Annotated in this window: 22 protein-coding genes and 1 tRNA gene; 8 read left to right on the forward strand and 15 right to left on the reverse strand. The window is 73.1% G+C overall.

Annotated elements, in window-relative coordinates; translation table 11 throughout:
* Positions 1 to 112: 112 nt before the first annotated feature.
* Complete coding sequence (locus AC07AL_RS10640; protein WP_363586983.1) at positions 113 to 1,588, reverse strand: catalase; 1,476 nt, start codon at positions 1,586 to 1,588, stop codon at positions 113 to 115.
* A 103-nt stretch (positions 1,589 to 1,691) separates the two neighbouring features.
* Between AC07AL_RS10640 and AC07AL_RS10645 the strand changes: the two genes are divergently transcribed.
* Positions 1,692 to 2,111: a Fur family transcriptional regulator gene (locus AC07AL_RS10645; protein ID WP_063347892.1), complete on the forward strand. Its 420-nt coding sequence runs from the start codon at positions 1,692 to 1,694 to the stop codon at positions 2,109 to 2,111.
* Between the two features lie 45 nt (positions 2,112 to 2,156).
* Here the strand turns inward: AC07AL_RS10645 and AC07AL_RS10650 are convergent, their stop codons facing one another.
* The 3 genes from AC07AL_RS10650 to AC07AL_RS10660 all read right to left on the reverse strand — a co-directional run bounded on the left by AC07AL_RS10650 (position 2,157) and on the right by AC07AL_RS10660 (position 7,609).
* Entirely contained in the window at positions 2,157 to 4,133 is a 1,977-nt protein-coding gene (locus AC07AL_RS10650) for a tetratricopeptide repeat protein (RefSeq protein ID WP_363586984.1), read from the reverse strand.
* A gap of 356 nt (positions 4,134 to 4,489) precedes the next feature.
* Positions 4,490 to 4,563: transfer RNA gene (locus AC07AL_RS10655), tRNA-Met, on the reverse strand.
* Between the two features lie 76 nt (positions 4,564 to 4,639).
* A complete protein-coding gene (locus tag AC07AL_RS10660; protein ID WP_400806468.1) occupies positions 4,640 to 7,609 on the reverse strand; it encodes a UPF0182 family membrane protein in 2,970 nt (989 codons plus the stop codon).
* A gap of 190 nt (positions 7,610 to 7,799) precedes the next feature.
* Here AC07AL_RS10660 and AC07AL_RS10665 point away from each other — a divergent pair, with 190 nt between their 5' ends.
* Positions 7,800 to 8,381, forward strand: coding sequence for a PPA1309 family protein (locus AC07AL_RS10665; protein WP_363586986.1), 582 nt, complete (start codon positions 7,800 to 7,802; stop codon positions 8,379 to 8,381).
* A gap of 66 nt (positions 8,382 to 8,447) precedes the next feature.
* Here the strand turns inward: AC07AL_RS10665 and AC07AL_RS10670 are convergent, their stop codons facing one another.
* The 4 genes from AC07AL_RS10670 to AC07AL_RS10685 form a co-directional block, all read right to left on the reverse strand.
* Positions 8,448 to 9,563 carry a YlbL family protein gene (locus AC07AL_RS10670; RefSeq protein WP_363586987.1) on the reverse strand — a complete coding sequence of 372 codons (1,116 nt, stop codon included), beginning with the start codon at positions 9,561 to 9,563 and terminating at the stop codon, positions 8,448 to 8,450.
* A gap of 42 nt (positions 9,564 to 9,605) precedes the next feature.
* Complete coding sequence (locus AC07AL_RS10675) at positions 9,606 to 9,797, reverse strand: hypothetical protein (RefSeq protein ID WP_350879703.1); 192 nt, start codon at positions 9,795 to 9,797, stop codon at positions 9,606 to 9,608.
* A gap of 263 nt (positions 9,798 to 10,060) precedes the next feature.
* Positions 10,061 to 10,501: a molybdenum cofactor biosynthesis protein MoaE gene (locus AC07AL_RS10680; RefSeq protein ID WP_350879704.1), complete on the reverse strand. Its 441-nt coding sequence runs from the start codon at positions 10,499 to 10,501 to the stop codon at positions 10,061 to 10,063.
* Positions 10,502 to 10,609: 108 nt separating this feature from the next.
* Positions 10,610 to 11,758, reverse strand: coding sequence for an NAD-dependent epimerase/dehydratase family protein (locus AC07AL_RS10685; RefSeq protein WP_107452871.1), 1,149 nt, complete (start codon positions 11,756 to 11,758; stop codon positions 10,610 to 10,612).
* Positions 11,759 to 11,958: 200 nt separating this feature from the next.
* Between AC07AL_RS10685 and AC07AL_RS10690 the strand changes: the two genes are divergently transcribed.
* On the forward strand, positions 11,959 to 13,533 hold the full coding sequence (locus AC07AL_RS10690; RefSeq protein ID WP_478317330.1) for a zinc-dependent metalloprotease: 1,575 nt from the start codon (positions 11,959 to 11,961) through the stop codon (positions 13,531 to 13,533).
* Positions 13,534 to 13,553: 20 nt separating this feature from the next.
* The gene (locus AC07AL_RS10695) at positions 13,554 to 14,117 is read left to right on the forward strand and encodes an NUDIX hydrolase (protein ID WP_363586992.1); all 564 of its coding nucleotides are present in this window, start codon (positions 13,554 to 13,556) and stop codon (positions 14,115 to 14,117) included.
* Between the two features lie 217 nt (positions 14,118 to 14,334).
* Here the strand turns inward: AC07AL_RS10695 and AC07AL_RS10700 are convergent, their stop codons facing one another.
* Entirely contained in the window at positions 14,335 to 14,991 is a 657-nt protein-coding gene (locus AC07AL_RS10700; protein WP_371517208.1) for a M48 metallopeptidase family protein, read from the reverse strand.
* Positions 14,992 to 15,315: 324 nt separating this feature from the next.
* On the opposite strand from AC07AL_RS10700, the gene AC07AL_RS10705 reads away from it, so the two are divergent.
* Positions 15,316 to 16,404, forward strand: coding sequence for a ThiF family adenylyltransferase (locus AC07AL_RS10705; RefSeq protein ID WP_400988599.1), 1,089 nt, complete (start codon positions 15,316 to 15,318; stop codon positions 16,402 to 16,404).
* A gap of 295 nt (positions 16,405 to 16,699) precedes the next feature.
* Here the strand turns inward: AC07AL_RS10705 and AC07AL_RS10710 are convergent, their stop codons facing one another.
* Positions 16,700 to 18,235 carry an MFS transporter gene (locus tag AC07AL_RS10710; RefSeq protein ID WP_400809883.1) on the reverse strand — a complete coding sequence of 512 codons (1,536 nt, stop codon included), beginning with the start codon at positions 18,233 to 18,235 and terminating at the stop codon, positions 16,700 to 16,702.
* Positions 18,236 to 18,400: 165 nt separating this feature from the next.
* Between AC07AL_RS10710 and AC07AL_RS10715 the strand changes: the two genes are divergently transcribed.
* Together AC07AL_RS10715 and AC07AL_RS10720 are read left to right on the forward strand one after the other, a co-directional pair.
* Entirely contained in the window at positions 18,401 to 19,123 is a 723-nt protein-coding gene (locus AC07AL_RS10715) for a TetR/AcrR family transcriptional regulator (RefSeq protein WP_363586723.1), read from the forward strand.
* Positions 19,124 to 19,363: 240 nt separating this feature from the next.
* Positions 19,364 to 20,788, forward strand: coding sequence for an ABC1 kinase family protein (locus AC07AL_RS10720; RefSeq protein WP_363586724.1), 1,425 nt, complete (start codon positions 19,364 to 19,366; stop codon positions 20,786 to 20,788).
* 108 nt (positions 20,789 to 20,896) lie between these two features.
* Here AC07AL_RS10720 and AC07AL_RS10725 read toward each other — a convergent pair whose 3' ends face one another.
* From AC07AL_RS10725 to AC07AL_RS10740, 4 genes are all read right to left on the reverse strand, one after another.
* Positions 20,897 to 21,142, reverse strand: coding sequence for a hypothetical protein (locus AC07AL_RS10725; protein ID WP_079136258.1), 246 nt, complete (start codon positions 21,140 to 21,142; stop codon positions 20,897 to 20,899).
* A 149-nt stretch (positions 21,143 to 21,291) separates the two neighbouring features.
* Positions 21,292 to 21,660, reverse strand: coding sequence for a WhiB family transcriptional regulator (locus AC07AL_RS10730; protein ID WP_400335999.1), 369 nt, complete (start codon positions 21,658 to 21,660; stop codon positions 21,292 to 21,294).
* Between the two features lie 167 nt (positions 21,661 to 21,827).
* A complete protein-coding gene (locus AC07AL_RS10735) occupies positions 21,828 to 22,286 on the reverse strand; it encodes a hypothetical protein (protein ID WP_363586725.1) in 459 nt (152 codons plus the stop codon).
* Positions 22,287 to 22,535: 249 nt separating this feature from the next.
* On the reverse strand, positions 22,536 to 24,803 hold the full coding sequence (locus tag AC07AL_RS10740) for an ATP-dependent DNA helicase UvrD2 (protein ID WP_478317331.1): 2,268 nt from the start codon (positions 24,801 to 24,803) through the stop codon (positions 22,536 to 22,538).
* 200 nt (positions 24,804 to 25,003) lie between these two features.
* Here AC07AL_RS10740 and AC07AL_RS10745 point away from each other — a divergent pair, with 200 nt between their 5' ends.
* Positions 25,004 to 25,261 (forward strand): mycoredoxin, encoded by a 258-nt coding sequence (locus tag AC07AL_RS10745; protein ID WP_363586726.1) that lies wholly within the window; start codon positions 25,004 to 25,006, stop codon positions 25,259 to 25,261.
* Positions 25,262 to 25,375: 114 nt separating this feature from the next.
* Here the strand turns inward: AC07AL_RS10745 and AC07AL_RS10750 are convergent, their stop codons facing one another.
* The gene (locus AC07AL_RS10750) at positions 25,376 to 26,215 is read right to left on the reverse strand and encodes a GntR family transcriptional regulator (protein ID WP_363372614.1); all 840 of its coding nucleotides are present in this window, start codon (positions 26,213 to 26,215) and stop codon (positions 25,376 to 25,378) included.
* Positions 26,216 to 26,225: the final 10 nt, after the last annotated feature.

Below are 26,225 nucleotides of genomic sequence, written 5' to 3' on the forward strand. Positions count from 1 at the left end.
CCCCCCCCCCCCCCCCCCCCCCCCCCCCCCCCCCCCCCCCCCCCCCCCCCCCCCCCCCCCCCCCCCCCCCCCCCCCCCCCCCCCCCCCGCCGCTCATCGGGGCGCGTCCCGGCTACTGCTTGCGCAGCTCCCGGACGGCCGCCTCCAGCCGCTGCCCGTAGTCGGCGTCGGCCTTGCGGAAGTTGTCGACCGCCCGCTCGACGATGTCCTCGCGGTCGGCGGAGACCTTGGCGATGAAGCCGGCCAGGTTGGCGATCAGCCGCTGCTTCTCGTCCTCCGAGAACAGCCGGTACAGGTTGCCTGCCTGCACGAAGTCGTCGTCCTCGGCGTGCGAGGGCGCCTCGTGGTTGCCGGTGGCGCCGGTGACCGCGGTGGCGGCCCACAGCGGGCGGCCGGTCTGCACCGGGCCGCCGAAGCTGTTCGGCTCGTAGTTCTTCTGTCGGCCGTGGCGGCCGTCGTACAGGTGGCCGTCGCGGCTGTTGGTGCGCGCCTCGGTGGCGTGCGGGCGGTTCACCGGCAGGTGGTCGGCGTTGATGCCGACGCGGTAGCGGTGGGCGTCCGCGTACGCGAACAGGCGGCCCTGCAGCATCTTGTCGGGGGACGGGCCGATGCCGGGCACGAAGTGCGACGGGGAGAAGATCGACTGCTCGACCTCGGCGAAGACGTTGTCGGGGTTGCGGTTGAGCTCCAGCCGGCCGATCTCGACCGGCGGGTAGTCGGCGTGCGGCCAGACCTTGGTGAGGTCGAAGGGGTTGAAGCGGTAGTTCGCCGCGTCGGCCGCCGGCATGATCTGGACCTGCACGGTCCAGCTGGGGAACTCGCCGCGCTCGATCGACTCGCGCAGGTCGCGCTGGTGGCTGTCCGGGTCCTCGCCGGCCAGCCGGTTGGCCTCGTCCTGGGTGAGGTTCCTGATGCCCTGGTCGGTCTTGAAGTGGTACTTGACCCAGAAGTGCTCGCCGGCCTCGTTCTGCCACTGGAAGGTGTGCGAGCCGTAGCCGTTGAGGTGGCGGTAGCTGGCCGGGATGCCGCGGTCGCCGAACAGCCAGGTCACCTGGTGGGTGGCCTCGGGCGACAGGCCCCAGAAGTCCCAGACGTTGTCCGCCTCCTGGGAGCCGGTGTACGGGTCGCGCTTCTGGGTGTGGATGAAGTCGGGGAACTTCACGGCGTCCTTGATGAAGAACACCGGGGTGTTGTTGCCGACGAGGTCGTAGTTGCCCTCCTCGGTGTAGAACTTCAGCGCGAAGCCGCGCGGGTCGCGCACCGCGTCGGCCGAGCCGAGGTTGCCGGCCACGGTGGAGAACCGCAGGAAGACCTCGGTCTGCTTGCCGACCTCGGACAGGAACGAGGCCCGGGTGTAGGGCGTCAGGTCGGCGGTCACCGTGAAGGTGCCGTAGGCCGCCGCGCCGCGGGCGTGCACCACGCGCTCCGGGATCCGCTCGCGGTTGAAGTGCGCGAGCTTCTCGAAGAGCTGCTGGTCCTGGATGAGCGCCGGGCCGCCGGGGCCCGCGGTCTCGGTGTTCTGGTTGTCGGCGACGGGGGCACCCGCCTCCGTGGTGAGGGTGGGGCGCAGCTCGTCCTGGGTCGTCATAAGAGGGCCTCCGCGTTATCCGGTCGTGACGACTCGATCCTAACTTGGACTTTGTCCAAGTCAACACTGGAACCAATCTCAGAGCGTGACTTATCCTGTTCCCATGAGCGACCTGCTGGAACGACTTCGCGGACGCGGCTGGCGGCTGACCTCACAGCGCCGGGTCGTGGCCGAGGTCCTCGACGGCGACCACGTGCACCTCACCGCGGACGAGGTGCACGCCCGCGCCGTCGCCCGCCTGCCCGAGATCAGCCGCGCGACCGTCTACAACACCCTCGGCGAACTGGTCGGCCTCGGCGAGGTCCTGGAGGTCGCCACCAACGGACGCGCCAAGCGCTACGACCCCAACGCCCACCGCGCCCACCAGCACCTGGTCTGCTCCGGCTGCGGCGCCATCCGCGACGTCCACCCGCACGGCGACCCGCTCGCCGCCCTCCCGGCCGGCGAACGCTTCGGCTTCACCGTCACCACCGCCGAGGTCACCTACCGCGGCCTCTGCCCGGACTGCACGGGCACGCCGTAACACGGCCCCCAGAAACCGCCGCCCCGGGGGGCCTCCGGACACGCCCTACGCGCTCAGCTCCGCGTGCAGCGCGCCCAGCAGGCGCCCGGCCCGCTCCGCCACCTCGGCCGGCCCGTAGTCGGCCGCCCGGCGGCACCAGTTCTCCGCCTGCACCGGCTCCCCCCGGCGCAGCGCCAGCAGTGCCAGGCGCAGCGCCGCCCGCCCGTGCCCGGCGTCGGCCGCCCGGGTGTACCAGAGCATCGCCTGCGCCTCGCGGTCCTGCCGGGCCAGCAGCAGCCCCAGGTTGAAGGCGGCACTGCGGCTGCCGGCCTCGGCCGCCCGCCGGTACCAGCTCTCGGCGATCTCCAGCGCGCCGCGCTCGGCCGCCCGCACCCCCATCCGCACCTGCGCCCGCCGGTGCCCGGCATCGGCCGCCAGCGCGTACCAGTGCTCGGCCTCGGTGTCCGCGTCACCGCGCCGGTCCAGCACCGAGGCCAGCCGGAACGCGCCCTCCGCCGACCCGCCGGACGCCGCCTGCCGGTAGCGCTCCAGCGCGCCGGCCAGGTTGCCCCGCTGCTCCTGGGCGACGGCCAGTTGCAGCGCGGCCTCGCCGTGGCCCTCGGCGGCGGCCCGCGCGTACCACTCCTGGGCCTGCCGCTGCTCGCCGCGCCCGGCGTGCAGCACGCCCAGGTTGAACGCGCCGTCCACGCTGCCGGCCTCGGCCGCCTTGGAGAACCACGGCTCGGCGCCGGTCTCCTCGCCGCGCTGCAACAGCACCACGGCCAGCGCGTTGCAGGCCTCCCGGTGCCCGGCGTACGCGGCCCGGCGGTACCACTGCTCGGCCTGCTGGTCGCGGCCGGTGGCGACGCAGAGCAGGCCGAGGTTGAAGGCGCCGTTCTGGTCGCCCGCGTCCAGGGCGGTGCGGTACCAGTGCTCGGCCTCCTTGGACTCGCCGCGGCCGGCGTGCAGGGCGCCCAGCGCGTTGGCGGCGTTGCCGTCGCCGGCCTCGGCGGCCTCCCGCCACCACTCGGCGGCGGCGGCCAGGTCCCCGGAGTCGCGCAGCAGGAAGCCCAGCGCGCAGGCGGCCCGCGGCTCGCCGTTCTGTGCGGACTGCCGGTACCAGCGGGCGGCCTCCTCCAGCAGCGGCTGGTCGGTGGCGGCACGCTCCTCCAGCAGCACGCCCAGGCGCAGCGCGGCGCGGGCGTGGCCGCGGGCGCCGGCGGTGCGGTACCAGGCCTCGGCGATCTCCTTGTCCCCGGCGGCCTCGCGCATCCGGGCCAGCCGGTAGGCGGCCTCCCGGTGCCCGGCGTCGGCGGAGACCTTGAACCAGCGCTCGGCGCGCACGTCGCGCCGGTGCTCCATCAGGTCGCCCAGCGCGTAGGCGCCGAGCGGGTGGCCGTGGTCGGCGGCGAAGTGCAGCCAGTACTCGGCGGCCTCCTCCTCGCCCTGGTCGCGCAGTTGGAGCCCGAGCGCGTGCGCGGCGGGGGCGCTGCCGGCCACCGCGGCCTGGCGCCACCACTGGGCGGCCTCGGCGCGGTGGCCCTGCTGGTGCAGCAGCACGCCGAGGTTGTTGGCGGCGGCGCGCGTCCCGGCGGCCGCGGCGGCGCGCAGGTAGGGCTCGGCGTCCTCCAGGTCGCCGCGGCGCAGCAGCAGGGTGCCGAGCCGGCTGGCGGCGTCCGGGTCGCCGTCGTCGGCGGCCTGCCGGTGGCGGGCCTCCAGCGCGGCGCTCTCGCGGGCGGCCAGCGCGGTCTCGAAGCTGGTGGTGTCCAGGCCGGCCGGGTCGAGTGCGGCGGCGTTCGGGCCGTCGGCGGCGGCGCCGTCGGGCCCGTACGGGCGGACGGCGTCGGCGAACTGACGGGTGGGCACGCGGACCAGGCTGTCGGGGCCGTAGCCGGCGACCGGGGGGCGCTCGGACAGGCCGCTGGTGCGCTGGGCGGGCAGGGCTCCGGGGCGGCTCTCGGGGCTCTCCGCCCAGGCGTCGGTGTCCGCCTCGGTGGCCGCCGCGGACTTGGTGCCTGACCCGTTCTTGCCGATCAGCCTCATGCCGACTCCCGCTCCCCCAGAGTGTCGCGGCATCGTGCCCCGGCCCGCGGCCGGGGGGACCCCCAGGGGAGGTACCGGAACCGACGGCCGGTCAGCAGCCGCGCACCGTCCCCCATGTGTCCCATCGTCGCACCACCCGCAACCCGCGTACACCTGCCCCGGCCGAATTCGGGCGGGGCCGACCCGAAGCCGACGAAATTGCTTCGGCGCTTTGTCGATTTCCCGACACTCGGGCCCCACAAACCCCGTGCCGTCGTCGTTGGCGACGGTTGATGGTACCGGAGCGGTTCCCACCGCTTCGGGGGAAAAACGCCAGAGGCCCGGAGGAAGAATCCTCCGGGCCTCTGGCCACTGAGTAGCGGGGACAGGATTTGAACCTGCGACCTCTGGGTTATGAGCCCAGCGAGCTACCGAGCTGCTCCACCCCGCGTCGGTAGTTGAACCATAGCACGGGTGCGGGGTGGAACAGGAATCGGTTGCCGCAGCTCAGCGGGCTACGGCTGCGGCTACGGCTGCCCGGACGGCGATCCGGTCGGCGTCGCACCCGGGGTCGCACCCGGCGTCGGGGCCTGCACCGGGCTCCCGCCGCGGGCCGCCTCGGCCGCCTTCAGCGCATCGCCCAGCGCCTTCTGGGCGTTGCCGTAGGCCACCCAGTCGCCGTTCTTGAACGCGGTCTGGCTGTCGTTGTACGCCTTCTCCGCGTCCCCGAGCGCCTTCTGCAGCTCCGGCGAGATCGTCCCGCCCGGCGTCGCCGTCCCCGGACCGGTCGACGTCCCCGGATTGGTGGGCGTCCCCGGGTTGTTCGGCGTGGACGGCGCGGTCGGCGTGGTCCCCGGGGCCGCCCCGGCGAACACCTTCTTCAGCGCGTCCTCCAGGGTGTTCTCGAACGCCACGTTGTCGTTCCCGTACACCGCCAGCACCTTCTGCAGCGTCGGGTACTTGGCGCCGCGTCCGCGCACGTACACCGGCTCGACGTTGAGCAGCCCGCCGCCGACCGGCAGGGTCAGCAGGTTGCCGTACTCCAGCTCGGTGTCACCGCCGCTCTTCAGCGCGAAGATCTGCGAGGCCACCTCCTGCCGGGAGTTGAACGTCGACTGCACCAGGCCCGGGCCGGGGGCGCTGTTGTCCCCCGAGATCTTCAGGATGCGGATCTTCCCGTAGTCCGGTCCCGGATCGGCGTTGACGGCCATGAACGCGGCCAGGTTCGGGCGGCCGTTGGGCACGAAGGTCGTGGTCAGCGAGAAGCTCGCCGAGGTGACCTGCGGGTCCGGCATCCGCACCGTCACGTAGTACGGCGGCTGGACCTGCTTGGTGTCGCTGGTCGGGTCGACCGGGATCTGCCAGATGTCGCTGCCGTTGAAGAAGGAGTTGGCGTCGGTCACGTGGTACTGGCCGAGCAGGTCGCGCTGCACCTTGAACATGTCCTGCGGGTAGCGCAGGTGCGGCAGCAGCGTGCCCGGGATGTCCGCCTTCGGCTCGACGGTGCCGGGGAACGCCTTCATCCAGGTCTTCAGCACCGGGTCCTGGTCGTCCCACTGGTAGAGCTTCACCTCGCCGGTGTAGGCGTCCACCGTGGCCTTGACCGAGTTGCGGATGTAGTTGACCTGGTTGGCGACGGTCAGCAGCTCACCGCGCTGGTTGGTCAGCGAGTCCTTGGTCGCGGTGCCCAGCGTCGTCTTCGACGAGAACGGGTAGCCGTCCGAGGTGGTGTAGCCGTCCAGCACCCAGACCACCCGGCCGTCCTGCACCACCGGGTACGCGTCGGCGTCGATCGACAGCCACGGGGCGACCTTCTCCACCCGCTCCTTCGGCGTCCGGTTGTAGATCACCTTCGCGCCGTCGGTGATCGCCCCCGCGTACAGGATCTGCGGCTCGGCGAAGCGCACCGCGTACGCGGCCCGGGTGATCGGGTTGTCCAGCGAGACACCGCTGTTGCCGGTGTAGGTGTACTCCTTGTTCTCGCCGGTCTTGGTGGTGTAGTCGATCTCCTTGTTCGAGCCGCCGACGATCGAGTACGACGTCGTCTTCTCGCCGTAGTAGATCCGCTGCTGGTAGTCGCCCAGCGCGCCGGTGGCCGGCAGGCCGGACTCGGTGAACACCGGCTCGCCCTTGTCGCTGACCTGGTTGCCCTTGGCGACGACCGCGCCGTAGCCGTGGGTGTACTTGAAGTGGTCGTTGATCCAGTTGCGCTGCACGCCGTTGAGGTCCAGCTCGCGCAGGCCGATCACGGTGTCCTGCTTGTCCGTGCCGGAGCCGTAGCGGTCCACGTCCAGGGTGTTCGGGAAGGCGTAGTAGTTGCGCTGCTGCTCGATCGACTGGAAGGTCGGCGAGACGACGTTCGGGTCCAGCAGCCGGATGTCGGAGATGGTCTGCGCGTCCGGCTTGAGCGCCTCGGCCGTCGTCGACCCCTGCGGGCTGTACTGGGTGGTCTGCGCGTCCGCGATCCCGTACGCCTGCCGCGTCGCGTCGATGTTCTTCTGGATGTACGGCGTTTCCTTGGCCTGCTCGTTCGGCTTGACCTGGAACTGCTGCACGATCGCCGGGTACAGCCCGCCGATCAGCACCGCCGACAGCACCATCAGCCCCAGCCCGATCAGGGCCGGCGCCCAGGTGCGGCGCACCGGCGTCAGGAAGAACAGCAGCGCGCAGATGATCGCCACGAAGAACAGGATCGTCTTGGCCGGCAGGAACGCGTTGGCGTCCACGTAGCGCAGGCCGGTCCAGCCGGAGACCCCCTTGTAGGAGCCGGTCTTCACCGCCAGCGCGTACCGGTCCAGCCAGTACGCCACCGCCTTCAGCAGCACGAACACGCCCAGCAGCACCGCCAGGTGCCCCTGCGCGCCCGCGCTCGCCCGACGGCCCGGGCCCTGCAGCCGCAGCCCCCCGTACAGGTAGTGCACCAGCGCCGAGGTCAGCAGCGAGACGATCACCGCGCTGAACGCGAAGCCCAGCACGAACTCGTAGAACGGGAGGTCGAAGGCGTAGAACGAGACGTCCATGCCGAACTGGGCGTCCTTCTCGCCGAAGGGCGTCGCGTTCGTCCACATCAGCCAGGTCCGCCACTGGCCGGACGCCGCGGCGCCCGCCACCAGGCCGATCACCAGCGAGACCCCGATCAGCGCCCAGCGCTTGAACGGCGCCAGGCCCGACCGGTAGCGGTCCAGGCTCTGCTGCTCGACCGACATCGCCGACAGCGGCGGCCGCAGCCGGTGCGCCAGCCAGACGTTGAAGCCGACGATCACCGCCATCAGCAGGCCGAACACCGCGAACAGGCCGATCTTCGTCCACAGCTGCGTGGTGAACACCGAGGAGTAACGGACGGATCTGAACCACAGCCAGTCCGTCCAGAACCCGGCGAACATGACGAACAGCAGGAACAGCACCGCGAGCACGCCCAGGGTCAGCAGGGCCACCCGCGCCCGCCGGGAGGGCGGCCCTACCCTGCGCCGGAAACCCGGCCCTGAGCGTTCCGGCATCTGGAATACCACGGTGGCACCTCAGCTGTGTCGTCTGGAGTCAGTCGGTCTTCAGGGAAACTTAACCAGGCTTTGGCCGAGTTCCCACCGTTAGCAGACGGTTACGACGCCGTTCCCCGTCCCGGCCGCTCCCCGGCCCACCGGCGGCGCCCGGCGCCCGGGCCCCCGCCCGGCGTGTGAGGATTGAGGCATGTCCGACGCGTCCAATGCACTCAACACCCCCGGCTCCCCCGACGACGTCTCCAAGCTCCCCGCCGCCACCCCGCTCACCCGGGCCGCGCTGGAGATCGACGAGTACGCCGCCACGCTCGGCTGGGACCTCCCGGCCCGGCTGTTCGCCCTGGTGGACAGCACCGCCCTGCGCAAGGCCGACCCGAAGATCGCCGCCCAGCTCGGCCTCGGCGACGACGACACGGCCGGCCTCACCCCGGTCGAGCAGGACGAGCTGCCGGCCGGCATGGAGCTGGACAAGTTCCTCGGCACCATCGCCTGGCCCGACGCGGTGGTCGGCTGCGCCCTGGTCGTCGAGCGCCTGATGCTGCCTCCGGGCTCCGAGCAGACCCGCCCGCGCAACGCCAGCGACGCCCAGCTCGCCGAGTGGGTGGCCAACCACCCCAAGCGCGAGGAGGTGCGGATCACCGCCGCCGTGCTGCGCAACGGCAAGAAGGAGATCGCGCTGCGGCTGCGCTCCAAGGACGTCGCCCGCGAGGTGCTGACCGGCCCGGACCTGGTGCCCGGCCTGACCGCGGCGCTGCTGGCGACCTTCTCGTAGCCCCCGGCCGCCCCGGCGGCACCCCTTCACGTTCACCGCACTACGTCACGGCATTACTTCACGGCACTACTTCACGGCGCAGGACGGCAGCGCGGAGGTCTGCCCGGAGCGGATCTGCTCCAGCGACTTCAGCGCGCCGTCCAGCGTGTCCGTCTTGATCAGGTTCAGCCCGGACGGGACGTTCTTGGTCGCCTCGGCGCAGTTCGAGGACGGGGTGAAGAAGTACTCGGCGCCGGCGTCCCGGGCGGCGATCAGCTTCATCGATATCCCGCCGATCGGGCCGACCTTGCCGTCGTCGTCGATGGTGCCGGTACCCGCCACGAACCGGCCGCCGGTGAGGTCGCCGCCGGGGGTGAGCTTGTCGATGATGCCGAGCGAGAACATCAGTCCGGCGCTCGGCCCGCCGACGTCCTGGAGGCCGATGTCGATCTGGAACGGGTAGGTGTGCCGGATCGTGGTGCCGATGCCGACCACCGCGAGTTCCGCCCGCTCGGCCGGGGCCTTCGGGTCGAGGTCCTTGGCCCGCACGGTGGGGACGGTGACGTCGGTCCGGTCCCCCGGGTTGGCGCCGCCGTTGCCGGTCGCGTCCTTGACCCGCGGGACCACGGTGAAGACCACCGACTCACCCGGCTTGTGCCTGGTGACCGCGGCCACCACCTGCTCGGCCGTGCTGACCGGCGTGCCGTCGACGGCCACGATCTGGTCGCCCGCGTGCAGCCGGCCCTCCGCCGGAGCCCCCGCCGTGACCGATTTGATGATCAGCTCGGTGCCGACCGGGATGCCCATCTGGTTGAGCGCGGCGGTGCGGGCGCTGTCCTCGGAGGAGGCGAACTCCTCGGCGTTCTGCTTCTTGGCGTCGGCGTCCGTCTGCCCCTTCGGGTAGACGTTGTCGTGCGGCACGACCATCACGTCGTCGCGCAGCCACCCGACCACCGCGTTGACCAGGCTGGGCTCGTACTTGGCCCCGGTGACCTGGACGGTGGTCATGTTGAGGTGCCCGGTGGTCGGGTACGAGTCGCGCCCGGTGATGGTGATCACCGACTTGCCCCCCTGGTTGCCGAGCGTGTTGTACGTCGGCCCCGGACTCATCTCCGTGTACGGCACCTTCATCAGCACCGAGACGCAGAGCAGCGCTATGAGCAGCAGGGTGGCAGCGAGCATCGTCGCGGAGCGGCGTGGCATGCCTCGACAGTACGGGACGCGGATGAGCGGGCGCCCCCCGGGCTAGCGGCCGGAACCGTCCTCGGAGGCGGCGCTTCCGGCGGTGGTGCGTTCCATCGCGGCCATGAAGCGCCGGTGCTCGGCGAGCGAGGCCGGGTCCCCCGTGGCTCTCGGGGCACGCTGGGCCCAGCCCGCCCACAGGGCGGCGAGCAGGACGGCGATGACCGGAATGATCAACCAGGCGAGCGCACCCATATCAGTACTCCCAGCTCGTCGTGTCTATGAGCAGATTAACCACTCCGGCGGACAACGCGGCCGGCGCCGTCCGGGTTACGGGACGGCCGATCGGCTCACTGCCAGGGAGTATTCGGCCCACTGACCCAGACCCGTTCGAGTGAGAGCCCGGCCCGCCCGGCATGTTCGTCGCATTCCGTGCGCAGGTGGCCACTCTCCGCAGCCAATCGCCCTTTTCGGGTCCGCCCCGGTCCGATCCGGTCCGGTCCGCAGGGGCACCCGGGTCAGCAACTGCCGGCGCCGACCCACTCCTCCTCGCCGTCGGTGAAGACCTGGTGCTTCCAGATCGGCACCTCGTGCTTGAGGTCGTCGATCAGCCGCCGGGCGGCCGCGAAGGCCTCGCCCCGGTGGGCGCAGGACACGGCGACGATCACCGCCTTGTCGGTGATCTCCAGCCGGCCGACCCGGTGCACCGCGGCCAGCGCCCGCACCGGGAAGTCGGCGACGACCTTCTCGGCGATCCGACGCATCTCCTGCTCGGCGGTGGGGTGGCAGCTGTATTCCAGCGCGGTGACCGACTTGCCGCCGTCGTGGTCGCGGACCGTCCCGACGAAGACGGTCGTCCCGCCGGCCGCGTCGTCGCCGACCGCCTCGTACACCTCGTCCAGCGAGAGCGGGGTGTCGCGGATGGCGAGCAGGCGGATGGGGTCGTGGTTCTCGGACATGCCCCCATGATTCCCCATCCCGGGTGGTTTGAGGCAAGCAGGTTCCGCATCACGATGGCGGGATTCCGCATCGTGAGAAAACCTGCCCGTCCCTCGGGGCCGCCGGTCTCAGAAGCGGCGCCGCTTGCGGGCCCGGCGCACCAGCGCGGCCGTACCGACCAGCGCCACCGTCGCCCCGGCCGCCCCCAGGCTGGTCGCGGCCTCCTTGCCGCCCAGCCGGCGCCCGGCCACCGCGTGCTTCCCGGCGACCTGGCCCAGCAGCTCGGCCAGCACCTGCTCGTTGCTGTGCTCCGGACGCCAGCCCGCCTCGTGCAGCCGGCTGCCGGACACCACCCACGGGTACATCGTGTAGGCCAGGTCCCCCGCCGGGGCCGGGGTCAGGCCCAGCCGGTGCAGCCGGGCCGCGGTGCCCAGCGCCAGCGAGGCCGGCAACTCCATCCGCCGGATCCCCGACAGCCGCTCCACGTCCTCCTGCTCCAGCCAGCCGTCACAGCCGACCGTCACCTCGCCCTCCACCAGGCCCAGCGCCGCGTACTCCAGCGCCGCCGCCAGGTCGTCCACGTGGCAGAACTGCCAGCACGGGCGGGAACCGGCCACCACCAGCAGCCTCGGCGCCTCGAAGTGCCGGGTCAGCACGGTGTCCACGCCGGGGCCGACCACCACCGCCGGACGCAGCACCGTCACCTGCAGCCCCGGGTGGGCGCGCGGCGCCCGGCGGGCCAGGCGCTCGATCTCCAGCAGGTCCCCGACCAGCGAGGCCTCCTCGGTCGCCCGCAGCTCGGAGTCCTCGGCCAGCGGCACCTCGTTGTCGGCCAGCGCGCCGTAGACCATCGCGGAGGTGCAGAGCACCACCCGGTGCACCCCGGCGGCCGCGGCCGCCGTCAGCACGGTCTGCGCGCCGCGCACGTTGTAGGCGCTGCGGGCGCGCGGATCCGACTCCATGCCGAAGTCCATCGCCAGGTGCACCACCACGTCCACCCCGGACAGCCGCTCGGCCACCGCGGGGTCGCGCACGTCCAGCACCCGCCACTGCACACCCGGCACCTCACCGCGCCGGTCGTCCACCGCCAGCACCCTGCGCACGTGCGGCGAGGCGACCAGACGGGCCGCGACCCGTTCGCCGATCACGCCGGCGGCACCGGTGACGGCCACGGTCAGCGGCCGTCCGCCGTAGGCTGGAGGCGGCGACGCCGTGATGTCCGGGGCGTCCTCGTCTCCGGTCAGCCCAGAGCGAACGTCCGAAGGCGGGGAACTCACCGACCATCCTCCACGGTTAGCTTATGTGCGTACGGACGTGTGTCACGTACGTCCATCCTGCCCGAGGCGAAGGCCCGGCGGTGCACCCGGCGCGGGCCTGCCGCACTGGAGCCGCCCACGAGTCCCCCACTCCGCTGGTGCCCCGGGCGGGCAGCACTTCCCGCCACACCCGTATGACGGCCGACCGGATCGAGGACCCCGTGAGCGACCTTCCCTTCGGATTCGGCGTTCCGCCCGAGGAGCCCGAGGACGGCAAGGCCAAGCCCGACAACGAGCAGCAGAAGAAGGACCAGGGCTCCACAGGCTCCGACCAGAGCGGCGCGCAGCCGTTCGGCTTCGGCGCCGGCAACCCGTTCGGCGCGCTGTTCGGCATGCCCGGCGGCGGAGCCCCGGGCGGCCCCGGCGGGGCCGACAACCCGTTCGCCGCGATGTTCGGCGGCCTCAACCCCAACGACCTCGGCAGCGCGTTCCAGCAGCTCGGGCAGATGCTCTCGTTCGAGGGCGGCCCGGTGAACTGGGACCTCGCCAAGAACATCGCCCGCCAGAGCGTCGTCGCCGAACCCGCCGAGGGCAAGAGCAAGGACCGCTCGGTCAGCGCCGCCGAGCACTCCGCCGTCGCCGAGGCCGTCCGGCTCGCCGACCTGTGGCTCGACGGCGCCACCGAGTTCCCCTCCGGCGCCGGCACCGCCGTCGCCTGGAGCCGCGCCGAGTGGATCGAGGCCACCCTCCCGGTCTGGAAGGACCTCGTCGACCCGGTCGCCGAGCGGGTCGGCAACGCCATGGGCGGCGTCCTGCCCGAGGAGATGCAGGCCATGGCCGGCCCGCTGATGGGCATGATGCGCTCGATGGGCGGCGCCATGTTCGGCACCCAGATCGGCCAGGCGCTCGGCGCCCTCGCCGCCGAGGTGGTCGGCTCCGCCGACGTCGGCCTGCCGCTCGCCCCGGCCGGCAAGGCCGCACTGCTGCCGCAGAACGTCGCCGAGTTCGGCGAGGGCCTCAACGTGCCCGCCGACGAAGTCCGGCTCTACCTCGCCCTGCGCGAGGCCGCCCACCAGCGGCTCTTCGCCCACGTGCCGTGGCTGCGGGCCCACCTGCTCGGCGCCGTCGAGGCCTACGCCCGCGGCATCAAGGTCGACACCTCCCGGATGGAGGAGCTCGTCGGCCAGCTCGACCCGAACAACCCGGAGGCGCTCCAGGAGGCGCTGGCCGGCGGGCTGCTCCAGCCCGAGGACACCCCCGAGCAGAAGGCCGCGCTCGCCCGCCTGGAGACCGCGCTCGCGCTGCTCGAAGGCTGGGTCGACGCGGTCGTGCACGCCGCCGCCGAACCGCACCTGCCGCAGGCCGGCGCGCTGCGCGAGACCGTCCGCCGCCGCCGCGCCGCCGGCGGGCCCGCCGAGCAGACCTTCGCCACCCTGGTCGGCCTGGAGCTGCGCCCGCGCCGGCTGCGCGACGCCGCCCGGCTGTGGGCGCTGCTCGCCGACGCGCGCGGCATCGAGGGCCGCGACGCGCTCTGGCAGCACCCGGACATGCTGCCCACCGCCGCCGACCTGGACGACCCGGACGCCTTCGTGCACCGGGGCACCGGCGACCTGGAGGGCGGCCTCGACTTCGACGCGATCGACAAGCTGCTCGGCGAGGCCGCCGCGGGCGGCACCGCCGCCAAGCCGGACCTCACCAAGAACGACGGGCCGGCGAAGAGCGAGGAGCCGAAGCGGGACGGCGACGGCGACGGCGACGGCGACGGCACCGACGGAAAGGGCGAGCCCACCGCATGACGGCCACCGACACCGGGGCGATGTCCCTGCACGCGGACGCCGTGCGCACCCTGACCGGGTGGCGCCCCGCCGACGAGGAGCAGGACCGGCTGCGGCTCGACTACCTGGCGCACCTGGCCGAGCAGCCCGAGGGCCTGTACCGGTCCTGCCTGCCCGCGCACATCACCGCGAGCGCGGCGGTCGTCGACCCGGCGGCCGGGCGGGTGCTGCTCACCCTGCACCCCAAGGTCGGCATCTGGCTGCAGATGGGCGGGCACTGCGAGCCCGACGACCGGGACCTCGCGTCGGCGGCGCTGCGGGAGGCCGTCGAGGAGTCCGGCATCCCCGACCTGGCCCTGCTGGAGCTGGACGGCGTCCCGGTGCCGGCCAAGCTGGACCGGCACCGGGTCCGCTGCACCGGCAAGGACCGGCCGGAGAACACCCACCTGGACGTCCAGTACATCGCGGTGGCACCGGCCGGTGCGCAGGCGCTGATCAGCGAGGAGTCGCTGGACCTGCGCTGGTTCGACTACGACCGGCTGCCGGAGTTGACCGACCACTCGGTGCGGGACCTGGTGGCACGGGCCCGCCGGCTGACCAGCTGAGGTGAAACGCGAAGAGGGGGGGGGGGGGGGGGGGGGGGGGGGGGGGGGGGGGGGGGGGTGTGTGGGGGGGGGGGGGGGGGGGGGGGGGGGGGGAAAAGGGGGGGGGGGGGGGGGGCCCGCCCCCCCCCCGCCCCCTCTTTTCGTTCCCCGCATCGTTCCCCGCATCGTTCTCCTCGCCACCCTCTCCGCCGCCGCCTCCCGGCCGGGCGTCAAGCCGTCAGCCGCAGGAACAGGCCGGATCGGCATCCCGGTCGGCGTGCCGGGCGCCGGGGATGTGCGGCAGCCGGGCCGCCGAGACCACGCCCTCCAGGTAGCCGCGGGCCCGTTCCGTCCGGGGGTAGGCCTCCAGCAGGGCCCAGAACGCCGGGCCGTGGTCCGGCACCAGCAGGTGGGCGAGCTCGTGCAGCAGCACGTAGTCCAGGACGTACTCCGGCATGCCCTGCAGACGGTGGGAGAGGCGGATCGTCCCCTCGCTGGGGGTGCACGAGCCCCAGCGCGAGTTCTGGTTGGTGACCCAGCGGACCTGGGCGGGCCGGGCGCGATCGCCCAGGTAGGCGGCCGACAGCCCGCGCGCCCGGTCCATCAGCGCGTCGTCGCCGAGGATCCGGCGGCTCTCCTGGGCGGCGAGCTTCTCCAGCATCTGCGCGACCCAGCGCTGCTCCTCGGCGTGCGACATCCGGGCCGGGATCAGCACGATCGTGCGGTCGCCCTCGCGGTAGGCGGAGACGGTGCGGCTGCGACGGGCGCTGCGGCGCACTTCCACCCGGCCGCGGTCGTGCGGCTCCGGTGGCGCGGCGGCGGGTGGGTGTTGCGGCGACGCGGGCCTCGCCTGCTGATCCTGGTCCCGACGCCCACGCGTGCTGGGCGCCGCCACTTGCGACCCGGACGCTGCACGGGCACGCCGACGCGACGCCGGTGGATGGGAGTCCCGCTCGGCTGCCATGGCACACGACGTTACCCGGTACCACGGACAGAAGTCCGGTGCCGTGGCCGAAATCTTTCATGGAGTGATCGGGAACGAAAAGTCGACGGCGGGTGTCCGGAAACCGGCGCCGGAGCGGATGGGCGGTTATCCACAGGGTCTGCGAACAGATGATGTGATCATGAGCCTGGGCCTGTGGATAACTTTGCGCACGACGTCGGCGCGATGGGGCATGCTGCGGTCAGCCGTCCGGAAACGATCGGAAGGGAGATCGCCGTGCGCCTCGTACTGAAGCCCGCCCTGTCCCGCAGCTGGCGGGACTCCGACACCCTGCAGTTCGGGACCATCACCCGCTACGCCGGGGTGCTCGGCCAGGCCGACAAGACCCTCTGCGACTTCCTCGGCCTGGTCGACGGGACCAGGGACCGCCCCGAACTGCTGGAGGCCGGCGAGCAGCTCGGCCTCGGCCGGGAGCCCGCCGACGCACTGCTGACCGACCTGGAGGAGACCGGGTTACTGGACGACGCGGAGGCGGCCGGCACCGCGATGGCCCGCTTCCCCCAGCCCCACCGGGACCTGCTCGGCCCCGACCTCGCCTCGCTGTCCCTGGTCCACTCCGGCCCCGGCGCCGCACCGGCCGTCCTGGCCCGGCGGGCAGGCGTCCGGATCGAGGTCCGCGGCGCGGGCCGGGTGGGCGCCGCCGTGGCGGCCGTGCTCTCGGCCGGCGGGGCGGGCACGGTCACCGTGGTGGACGGCGGCCGGGTGCGCCCCGGGGACTGCTCCCCGGCAGGACTGCCGCCGGGGGACGTCGGGCGGCTGCGGTTGACGGCCGCCCGGGAGGCCGTGCAACGGGCGGCGGGCCGACCACTGGTGCCCGTGCCCCGGCGAAAGCCCGACGGGCCGCCGCCCGACCTGGTGGTGCTCGCGCCCCGGGACGGGAGCGGGGCGTTCGCCGGCGGGACGTACGAGGCCCGACTGCTGCTCCGGGCCGGGGTGCCGCACCTGTACGTCGGAGTGGTCGAGGAGTTCGGGGTGGTCGGGCCCCTGGTGCTGCCAGGGGTGTCGGCCTGCGGACACTGCCTGGTCCTGCGCCGGGAGGACGAGGACGCCGCCTGGCCCCGGATCCTGGCCCAGCTGGCGGACGGCGGGCCCGGCCGGGCGCGCACCCCGGCCTGCGACACGGCCCTGGCCACGATGGTGGCCGGCCTGGCGGCGCTGCACGTCCAGGTCCACCTGGACGGCGGGCGGCCCCCGAGCGTGGACGGGTGGTGCGAGGTGTCGGCCGGCGAAGGGATGCCACGACGTCTGCGACTGCGCGGACACCCGGACTGCGGGTGCCTCTGGCAGCCGCAGCCACCGAGGTGAGGAGGAGAGGAACCTGCCGGGCGCGGGCCTGGCCGAGGAGAGAACCTACCGGGCGCGGGCCATGCAAGGCGGGGATCCGCTGTTGCCAGCGGGAGGTGGTGGGCGGGAGGTGGGGAGGGTGGGGGGCGGGGGGGGGAGGGGGCCCCAGAGATCAGGCAAAGAACCACGCGCAGGAAGTCGGCCCGTCCGACTTCCTGCGCACCACCACACCACCGCCCCACCCCACCGCACCGAAGGCCGGTGCCCCGGGGGCACCGGCCTTCACGGCGAGGCGGACCAGCCAGGTCCAGCGAAGTCAGGCGGCGATCCCGGCGTCCTCCACCGACGCCCCGGCCACCGGCTCCCCCGCCGCCGTCCCGGCCTTCCGGTCGCGCATCACCAGCGTGGCCACGACCGCCGCCGCCAGCACCCCGATCGCGCTGATCGTGAAGGTCGTCGACATCGCCGAGGTGAAGGCCTCCCGGACGGTCCGGACGAGCCCGGCGTCCCCGTTGGCCAGCGCCAGCGCCCCGCCGACGGAGTGCTTCGCCTCCTCCGGCATCCCGGCGGGCATCTCGGCGGCGAAGCCGCTCGACAGCAGCGAGCCCAGGATCGCGATGCCGAGCGCGGTGCCGGCCTGCTGGATGGTGTCGTTCAGCGCCGAGCCGACGCCCGCCTGCTCCGGCGGGATGGTGCCCATCAGCGCCCCCACCGCCGCCGGCATCGCCAGGCCCGCGCCGAGGCCGAGCAGCCCGAGGGCGACCGCCGGGACGGTGAAGCCGGTGCCGGCGGTGACGGTGGTCAGCAGGGCGAAGGAGGCGGCCATGACGAGCATCCCGGTGAGGATGAGCAGGCGGTTGCCGATCGTGGCGGCGAACTTGGCGCCGACCCCGTTGCCGACCAGGGCGGCGATGGCCAGCGGAACGAACGCGAGGCCCGCCTTGACCGGCGAGTAGCCGAGCACGAACTGCAGGTACTGGGTGAGCACGAGCAGCAGGCCGCCATTGCCGATCTGCACCAGGGTCAGCGACAGCGAGCCCCCGCTGAAGTTGCGGTGCTTGAAGAGCGCCAGCGGGACCATGGGCGCGGAGGTGACGTTCTCCCACACCACGAACCCGCCGAGCGCGAGCACCGCGACGGCCAGGGTGACCAGGGACTGGCCGCCGAAGGCGCCGTGCTGCGGGATCTCGATGATCCACCAGACCAGGGCGGTCATGCCGGCCGCGGACAGCACCGCGCCGAGCGGGTCGGGCTTCTGCCACGGCCCCTTGGACTCCGGCATCAGGAGCAGGCCCGCCAGGATCGCCAGGGCGACGACCGGAACGTTGATGAAGAAGATCGAGTGCCAGGAGAAGTGGTCGATCAGCACGCCGCCGAGGACCGGGCTGCCGACCAGCCCCAGCATCGCCACCGAGCTCCAGGCGGCCATCGCCTTGTTGCGCTCGTCCTCGTCGAAGACGGTGATGAGGATCGACAGCGTCGAGGGCATGATCAGCGATCCGCCGACGCCCATGGCGACCCGTGCCGCGATCACCTCGCCGGGGTTGGTGCAGAAGGTGGCCGCGAGGGAGGCCGCCCCGAAGAGCAGCAGTCCGATGATCATGATCTTCCGGCGGCCGAAGCGGTCCCCGAGGCTGCCGGCGGTGAGCAGCAGCCCGGCGAAGACCAGGACATAGGAGTCGAGGATCCACTGGGTGTCCTGGGCGCTGGCGTCGAGGTCCGCCGTCATCGAGGGCACGGCGACCGTGAGCGCCATGCTGTCGACCACCAGGACGAGCGAGCTCAGGCACAGCACGATCAGGATCCACCAGCGGTGCGGGTTGCGGCCCTCGGTCGCGTTGAGCGCTGTCATCAGCCACCCCTCCATTCTGCGCACACCGTTCCCCCGATGCGCACGTCGCTCCTTCGTTGCGCACACTGTACGCACTGCGGAACGGTGTGCGCAACACCCGACTCCTGTACGCTCGATGCGAACGGTGTACGCAGCGAAGCAGGAGCAGAGGGAAGGGGAGCCGCCATGGCCGCCGAAACGAACCCGATCCCGTCCGTGTGGGCCCGTCGGCAGCGCGAGCCCGACCAGCCCGCACTCAGCCGGGCCGCGATCGTCCGCGAGGCGATCACCATGCTGGACGCCGAGGGCATCGAGGCCCTGAGCATGCGCAAGCTGGCCACCCGGCTGAACGCGGGCGCCACCTCCCTGTACCGGCACGTGGCGACCAAGGACGAGCTGATGGAGCTCGCGGTGGACGAGGTCTTCGGCGAGATCACCCTCCCGCCCGCCGACAGCCCCGACTGGCGCGCCGCCGCCACCGAGGCCGCCGGCGCCTTCCGGGCGACGGCCCTGCGCCACCCCTGGCTGTCGTCCGTCCTCGGCCAGGCCGGCCTCGCCTACCTCGGCCCCAACCTGATGTCCTACGGCGAGCGGCTGACCGCCTTCTTCACCTCGGCCGGCTTCCCCGAGCCGGTCCGGGCGATCGACGCGGTCATCTCCTACGTCGTCGGCATGAGCACCACGGAGGCGGCCTGGCTCACCACCGTCGCCCGGGCCGGCGAGAGCGAGGCCGCGTTCATCGCCCGGCTGATGCCCGCCGCCCGGGAGGCCACCGCGGGCTTCGCCCACCTCACCGACGCCTACTCGACCGTCTCCGCGGACCCGGACCCGGCCGCCACGCGCGACGCCAAGTTCGCCTACGGCCTCGACGTGGTCCTGGACGGCCTGGCCCTCCGCCTGCCCCGCTGACTCTCCGGTCGGACGACCCCCGGCCACTCCGCTCAGCGCGCAGCCGCCGTCCGCCCACCACGCCGGGCCGACCGGACCAAGCCGTCCAACTCCCCCGCAAAGGGACAGCGGTCGCGTCCCACGTGCGGGCGCCCCTTCCCCGCCTGGCGAAATACCGGCGGTCGCGGGGTGGGGAGCGGGCACAATGGCCTAGTGATGGTGGGCCGTCCGGTGTCGGGGGGCCAGGGAATGGAGGCCCGGGTGAGCGATCTTCCGCGCAAGGCAGTGACCCGCACGGCACGGCTCGCCGCCCTGCCGCTGGGGATAGCCGGACGCGCCACGCTCGGTCTGGGCAAGCGCATCGGCGGCCGCTCCGCCGAGGTGGTGACGGCCGAGCTCCAGCAGGCCACCGCCGACCAGCTGTTCAAGGTCCTGGGTGAACTCAAGGGCGGAGCCATGAAGTTCGGGCAGGTGCTGTCCGTCTTCGAGGCCGCGCTGCCCGAGGAGGTCGCCGGGCCGTACCGGGCCGCGCTCACCAAGCTGCAGGACGCCGCTCCCCCGATGCCCGCCGCCAAGGTGCACACCGCGCTCGCCCAGCGGCTCGGGGACGGCTGGCGCGAGCTGTTCCGGGAGTTCGACGACCGGCCGGCCGCGGCCGCCTCGATCGGGCAGGTGCACCGGGCCGTCTGGCACGACGGGCGCCGGGTCGCGGTCAAGGTGCAGTACCCGGGCGCGGGTGACGCGCTGCTCGCCGACCTGACGCAACTGAGCCGGGTGGCCTGGCTGTTGGGCCCGCTGATCCCGGGGCTGGACATCAAGCCGCTGATCGCCGAGCTGCGCGAACGGGTGTCGGAGGAGCTGGACTACGAGCTGGAGGCGCAGGCCCAGCGCCGGCACGCCGAGGAGTTCGCCGGCGACCCGGACATCGTGGTGCCCGGCGTGGTGGCGCAGGCCGACCAGGTGCTCGTCTCCGAGTGGATGGACGGCACCCCGCTGGCCGAGGTGATCACGGACGGCACCCAGGAGGAGCGCGACCGTGCCGGGCAGTTGCTGGCCCGGTTCCTGTTCGCGGGCCCGTCCCGGACCGGCCTGCTGCACGCGGACCCGCACCCGGGCAACTTCCGGCTGCTGAAGGACGACGGCCCGGCGTCGGGCTGGCGGCTGGGGGTGCTGGACTTCGGCACGGTGGACCGGCTGCCGGGCGGGCTGCCCGCGCCGATCGGGGCGTCGCTGCGGATGGCCCTGGACGGCGACGCGGCGGGCGTGCTGAAGATGCTGCGCGAGGAGGGCTTCGTCAAGCCCTCGATCGAGCTGGACCCGGACGCGGTGCTGGACTACCTGCGGCCGATCATCGAGCCGGCCGCCGTGGACAGCTTCCACTTCACCCGGGCCTGGATGCGCGCGCAGGCGGCCCGGATCGCCGATCCGCGCTCGCCCGCCTACAACCTGGGCAAGCAGCTGAACCTGCCGCCCGCGTACCTGCTGATCCACCGGGTGACGCTGAGCACCATCGGGGTGCTCTGCCAGCTGGGCGCCCAGGCGCCGTTCCGGGCGGAGATGCTGGCGTGGCTGCCCCAGTTCGCCGGCCGGGAGCCGGCGAAGCCGGCCAACCCAGCGGGGACGGCGAAGCCCGCCGGTCGCAAGCCGGCAGGCGGCAGGCCCGCCAGCCGCACCCGCAAGAGCTGACCGGAACGCCGCCCCCGACGACCGCAGGCCGCTCCCCGTGACGGGGGGCGGCCTGCGGCACGACGGGGGTGGAACGCGGGGAGGCCCCGCACGCGACGACAGCCGCGACTACATCAGGGCGACGGCGATCGCCTTGCGGGCCCGCAGCGAGGCGCGCTCGGCCCGCTGCTTGAGCCGGCGGGCCCGGGCGACCCGGGTGACGAGGCGTTGGTGCTCGGCCTCGTGCAGGCGCTCTTGCATATGGGCCCGGGCCAGGGATTCGTGGAGGAGTTGCATTTCGAGGGTCCTGTTCTGGATCTGAAGTTCGGTGGTCTGCTCAGCGCGGACGGTCGGATCGATGGCGGCGGCGGTCATGTGGTGGTCCTGCTCGTGGTGCGTGCTCGGGAAGGGGGCTGGCCGGGATGCGTCGGCCTTGGCGGCGGCGATCCGGACGGAACGGCGGAGGGAGCTGTCCAGCAGGGGCTGCTCTCCCCGGCGGACGGCCCTGGCGCCGTGGGCGGGGTTCACGCCATGACCTCGGTCTTGCGCGGACGGCCACGCGGCCGCTTGCGGGCCACGACGACGCCCTGGACGAAGAGCTCGCCACCCCAGACGCCCCACGGCTCGCGCCGCTCCAGCGCACCGGTCAGACAGGCGTCCTTGACCGGGCAGGTGCCGCAGAGGGACTTCGCGTACTCGACGTCGGCGGGCGTCTCGGCGAAGAAGACCTCGGGGTCGAAGGCGCGGCAGGGGATGGGGAGCCCGAGCGCCTCGGCCTGCTCGATGGAGCTGATCTGCATGGAAGGAACCTCCGGGGGGTCGGCCTGGTCGGCCTTGGTGATCTGGCTTGTCGGCGGTACGGACGGGATGGGCGGCGTGATGACCGTGGACACTGTGGCGTCTTCCTCGTCTTCTCAGTGGTTCCGGCCCAGATGGCTGGTGGGTCTGGGCCGGAGGCCCCGGGGGGCCTGGGTGGTCTTGCGTACCGGACAAAACAGAAGGGCCGCGGATCCCGGTGTGACGGGTTCCGCGGCCCTGGAGGTGCCGACCTGAGGCTTACTCAGGTTCGTTCTCTCCAGGGTTCAGGCCCGCGGAAGGCCCGCATCCGGATGGCCGTGGCGCCCGCAAAGGCGGCCATGGCCTGGTTAATCTGCTGCTCGTTCTGCTTCTGGGTGCTTCCGGCACCGACGACCTGCGCATAGTCGCCATGCATGGCGGCTGCTACGACTGCCTTCGGTGCCTGGGTCGGTCGCTCATCACGCAGGGAGCGCGACGTACCGAACGACGCCCAGTCGCCGGACAGACCGGCCTCGACGGAGGTGCCTTCGACGTTCCTGCCGCCCGCGGCGCAGACATCAGTGTGTCCAAGGCCACTGACAGCGGGGACGACGGAGACACCGGTGGTGTCGAGACCCAGACCGGTTCCACCGAGCTCGGCGAGCGCCCGCAGACGGGCGGCACGCAGGGAGGCAGCAACAACGGTCTGGCCAGTCATTTTGGTGATCATGATGTTTCCCACTGTCATCGCCTCCTCTCGGCGTCTCGCGGAGCCAGGTCGCCCCGGTTCCGAATGTTCGGATGTCTGTCTCGGTGAAGCTGTTGGGTGCAGGGGATTCGGCACAGGTGTCACCCCGTGCGATCTCGTCCCCTTGACCGCTCCGGCAGGCTATTGCGCTCCCGGTATGCCGCGCAAACTATTTTTCACGGCGGGTTCGGATGTCCCCCGAGCGGCCCCCGGGAGACTCCCCTGGACCGCGCCCGGACCGGCTCACGCCGAATCGACCGGCTCGCCGTCCTCGACGCCGTCCGGATCCTCCTCGGGCTCCTCCCCCGCACACAACGAGAGCACGGCCGCCCCGTACTTGTCCAGCTTCATCGCGCCGACCCCGGAGATCACGGCCAGCTCCTGGCGGCTGGCCGGCACGTCCTCGGCGATGGCCATCAGCGTGGCGTCGGTGAACACCACGTAGGCCGGCGCCCCCTGCTTCTTGGCCTGGCGGGCCCGCCACTCGCGCAGCCGCTCGTACAGCGCCTCGTCCATGGTGGACGGGCAGCTCTCGCAGCGGCGCAGCTTGCGCTCGACCGCCTCGGTGAGCACCTTCTCGCAGACCCGGCACTTGACCGGGCCGCGGACCCGCCGTCCGGCGGAGCGCTCGCCGGGCTCCACGCCCCCGCGCCCGCCCCGCCCGCCGGTGCGTGCGCCGGGGGCGCTGGAACCGGGGCGCAGCCCGTCCAGGAAGCGGCTGGGCTTGCGGCTGGCCCGGCCGCCCGGGGAGCGGCTGAGCGCCCAGGAGAGGGAGAGGTGCTTGCGGGCCCGGGTGACGCCGACGTAGAGGAGTCGGCGCTCCTCCTCGATCTGCTCGTCGGTCTTGGCGTAGATGATCGGCAGGGTGCCCTCGGTGAGGCCGACGAGGAAGACGGCGTCCCATTCGAGGCCCTTGGCGGCGTGCAGCGAGGCGAGGGTGACGCCTTCGACGGCGGGGGCGTGCTGGGCGGCGGCGCGGGCGTCGAGTTCGGCGACGTAGGCGGCGAGGTCGGCGCTGTGGCCGGCGGCGGTGCGGGTGCGCTCGAACTCCTCGGCGAGCCGGACGAGGGCGGCGAGGGACTCCCAGCGGTCGCGCACGGCGCCGGAGCCGGCGGGCGGTTCGGCGGTGAAGCCGCGGGCGGCGAGGACGGCGCGGACCTGGCCGGCCAGGTCGGGGGCGTCGGCGGTGAGCGGGTCGGCGCCGGCCCGGGCGGCGCCGCGCAGCAGGACGCCGGCGTCGCGGACCTCGGGGCGTTCGAAGAACCGCTCGGCGCCCTTGAGCTGGTAGGGGACGCCGAGGTCGGCGAGGGCCTGCTCGTAGACCTCGGACTGGCCGTTGGTGCGGAACAGGACGGCGACCTCGCTGGCGCGCACGCCGGTGGCGAGCAGGTCCTTGATCCGGCGGGCGGTGGTCTCGGCCTCGGTGGGTTCGTCCTCGTACTCGGTGTAGACGGGTTCGGGGCCGGCCTCGCGCTGGGAGACGAGTTCGAGGCGGTGGCGGGCGGCCTCGCCGCGGGCCTGGCTGAGCAGTCCGTTGGCGAGGTGGACGACCTGCGGGGTGGAGCGGTAGTCGCGGACCAGCTTGACGACCGTGGCCTCGGGGTGGCGGGTGCGGAAGTTGAGCAGGTAGTCGGGGGTGGCGCCGGTGAAGGAGTAGATGGTCTGGCTGGCGTCGCCGACGACGCAGAGGCTGGCCCCGCCGCCGGGGCCGGTCCACTGGTCGAGCAGCCGCTGCTGGAGCGGGGAGACGTCCTGGTACTCGTCGACGGTGAAGTGCCGGTACTGGGAGCGGACCTGGTCCGCGATGTCGGGGCGGTCCTCCAGGATGGCGGCGGTGAGCAGCAGGACGTCCTCGAAGTCGATGACGCCGCGGCGGCTCTTGGTCTCCTCGTAGACGCGGTAGACCTGGGCGGTCTCGGCCGGGTCGCGGGGGGCGTCGCGGCCGGACTTCTGGACGGCGGCGGGGTAGTCGTCGGGGCCGAGCTGGGTGACCTTGGCCCACTCGATCTCAGCGGTGAGGTCGCGCAGTTCGGTGCGCTGGACGCGCAGGCCGCAGCGGCCGGCGGATTCGGCGACGAGCTGGACCTTGCGTTCGAGCAGCTGGGGCACGGGGCCGCCGACGGCGCGCGGCCAGAAGTACTGGAGCTGGCGCAGGGCGGCGGCGTGGAAGGTGCGGGCCTGGACGCCGTCGGCGCCGAGTTGGCGCAGCCGGCCGCGCATCTCGCCGGCGGCGCGGGCGGTGAAGGTGACGGCGAGGACCTGCTGGGGCTGGTACACGCCGCTGCGCACGCCGTAGGCGATCCGGTGGGTGATGGCGCGGGTCTTGCCGGTGCCGGCGCCGGCGAGGACGCAGACGGGCCCGTGCAGGGCGGTGGCGACGGCGCGCTGTTCGGGGTCGAGCCCGGCGAGCACGGCGTCGGGGCCCGTGGCGGCGGTGGGGTCGGCCCAGAGGGAGCCGTGGGGGCCGTCGGACGGGCTGCCGCTCAAGAGGTCTTCCTGCATGCTTTCCATCCTCTCAGCCCGCTGGGACAACGGGGGCGGGGTTGTCCACAGGCACGGTGTGATCGCAGGATGATCGCTGCGCACCGGGGCGCGCGGGGCCGTTCGGGCGCCGTCGTGGTGCGACGGAGCGTGGCCGTGCGGAATGACCGTCGCGCGGTGGGCGTTCCTGCCCTGAGACCGTACGCCCTCTTCCTGAAGGAGCCTCCTCGATGTCCGGCAGCGTGACGATGTACAGCACGACCTGGTGCGGGTACTGCAACCGACTCAAGAGCCAGCTGGACCGGGAGGGGATCGGCTACACGGAGGTCAACATCGAGGAGGACCCGGCGTCGGCGTCGTTCGTCGAGTCGGTCAACGGCGGCAACCAGACCGTGCCGACGGTGCTGGTGACGCCGAACGCCGGCGGCGAGCGGGTCGTGATGACCAACCCGAGCCTGCTCCAGGTGAAGAAGGCCCTCGGGGTCTGAGTGGTCCGAACGGCCTGAGCGGTCCGCGCGACCCGAGCGGCCCGCATGGTCCGTGCTGCCCGAGCGGGCTTGAACAGCCCGGCCGGGCCGGCCCGGGGTCCGGGCCGGCGCGCGTCACTGCGCGTCGGCCCTGGCGGGGTCGACGGGTGCGGCGGGCGCGGGCAGGGTGGCGCGCGCGCCGAGGTCGCCGATGCCGTAGACGAGCCGGCTGCGGTCGGCCGAGTAGCGGGTCTCGATGACCCGGACGGGCCCGCGCCGGTCGTAGGTGACGCGGGTCTGGACCATCAGCGGCACGCCGGGGCCGCCCTGGAACCACTGGGCCTCCTCGGGGCCGGGCATCCGGGCGACCAGGTGGTCGACGGCGCCGATCTCGGTGCGGCCGAGTTCGTTGAGGACGGCCTCGTCGCCGCCCTCGACCGGGTCGGGTTCCATCAGCGGGGTGCCGGCGGCGAGTCCGGCCCGGTAGTGGCTCTCCTCGATGGAGTACGGCTCGCGGTCGAGCAGGCGCAGTTGGCGGCGGACCACGATGGCCTCGCCGGGGCGCAGTCCGAGCCGTTCGGCGATGTCGACCCGGGCCCGGACGATCATCATCTCGAAGTCGGTGGTGAGTTCGCGGCCGGCCTCGGCGGCCTCGCCGAGGTAGACGGCGGAGGGCACGGCCAGGCAGTCCCGGGGGGCGGGGGCCAGGGTGGGGCCGTAGGCGCGGTGGTCCAGGACGGGATGTTCCCGCAGGTAGGTGCCCTTGCCCTGGAGGCGGACCAGGCGGCCTTCGTTGACCAGGACGTCGACGGCGAGCCGGACGGTGTTGCGGGCGACTCCGTACTGGCGTTCCAGTTCGCTCTCGACCGGGAGTGCGGCGTCGGCGGTGAACTCGCCCTCGGCGATCCGGCGGCGCAGGTCGGCGGCGAGACGCTGGTATTTGGGGGATTGGGCGGTGCCCCGGGGGATTGTCACCCGAGTGAAT

The organism is Kitasatospora sp. NPDC043949 (assembly GCF_056435365.1).

Coding starts and splice junctions, on each gene's coding strand:
- AC07AL_RS10640 (WP_363586983.1), bottom strand. CDS start 1,588: ATGACGACCCAGGACGAGCTGCGCCCCACCCTCACCACGGAGGCGGGT.
- AC07AL_RS10645 (WP_063347892.1), top strand. CDS start 1,692: ATGAGCGACCTGCTGGAACGACTTCGCGGACGCGGCTGGCGGCTGACC.
- AC07AL_RS10650 (WP_363586984.1), bottom strand. CDS start 4,133: ATGAGGCTGATCGGCAAGAACGGGTCAGGCACCAAGTCCGCGGCGGCC.
- AC07AL_RS10660 (WP_400806468.1), bottom strand. CDS start 7,609: ATGCCGGAACGCTCAGGGCCGGGTTTCCGGCGCAGGGTAGGGCCGCCC.
- AC07AL_RS10665 (WP_363586986.1), top strand. CDS start 7,800: ATGTCCGACGCGTCCAATGCACTCAACACCCCCGGCTCCCCCGACGAC.
- AC07AL_RS10670 (WP_363586987.1), bottom strand. CDS start 9,563: ATGCCACGCCGCTCCGCGACGATGCTCGCTGCCACCCTGCTGCTCATA.
- AC07AL_RS10675 (WP_350879703.1), bottom strand. CDS start 9,797: ATGGGTGCGCTCGCCTGGTTGATCATTCCGGTCATCGCCGTCCTGCTC.
- AC07AL_RS10680 (WP_350879704.1), bottom strand. CDS start 10,501: ATGTCCGAGAACCACGACCCCATCCGCCTGCTCGCCATCCGCGACACC.
- AC07AL_RS10695 (WP_363586992.1), top strand. CDS start 13,554: ATGTCCCTGCACGCGGACGCCGTGCGCACCCTGACCGGGTGGCGCCCC.
- AC07AL_RS10710 (WP_400809883.1), bottom strand. CDS start 18,235: ATGACAGCGCTCAACGCGACCGAGGGCCGCAACCCGCACCGCTGGTGG.
- AC07AL_RS10715 (WP_363586723.1), top strand. CDS start 18,401: ATGGCCGCCGAAACGAACCCGATCCCGTCCGTGTGGGCCCGTCGGCAG.
- AC07AL_RS10725 (WP_079136258.1), bottom strand. CDS start 21,142: ATGACCGCCGCCGCCATCGATCCGACCGTCCGCGCTGAGCAGACCACC.
- AC07AL_RS10740 (WP_478317331.1), bottom strand. CDS start 24,803: ATGGAAAGCATGCAGGAAGACCTCTTGAGCGGCAGCCCGTCCGACGGC.
- AC07AL_RS10745 (WP_363586726.1), top strand. CDS start 25,004: ATGTCCGGCAGCGTGACGATGTACAGCACGACCTGGTGCGGGTACTGC.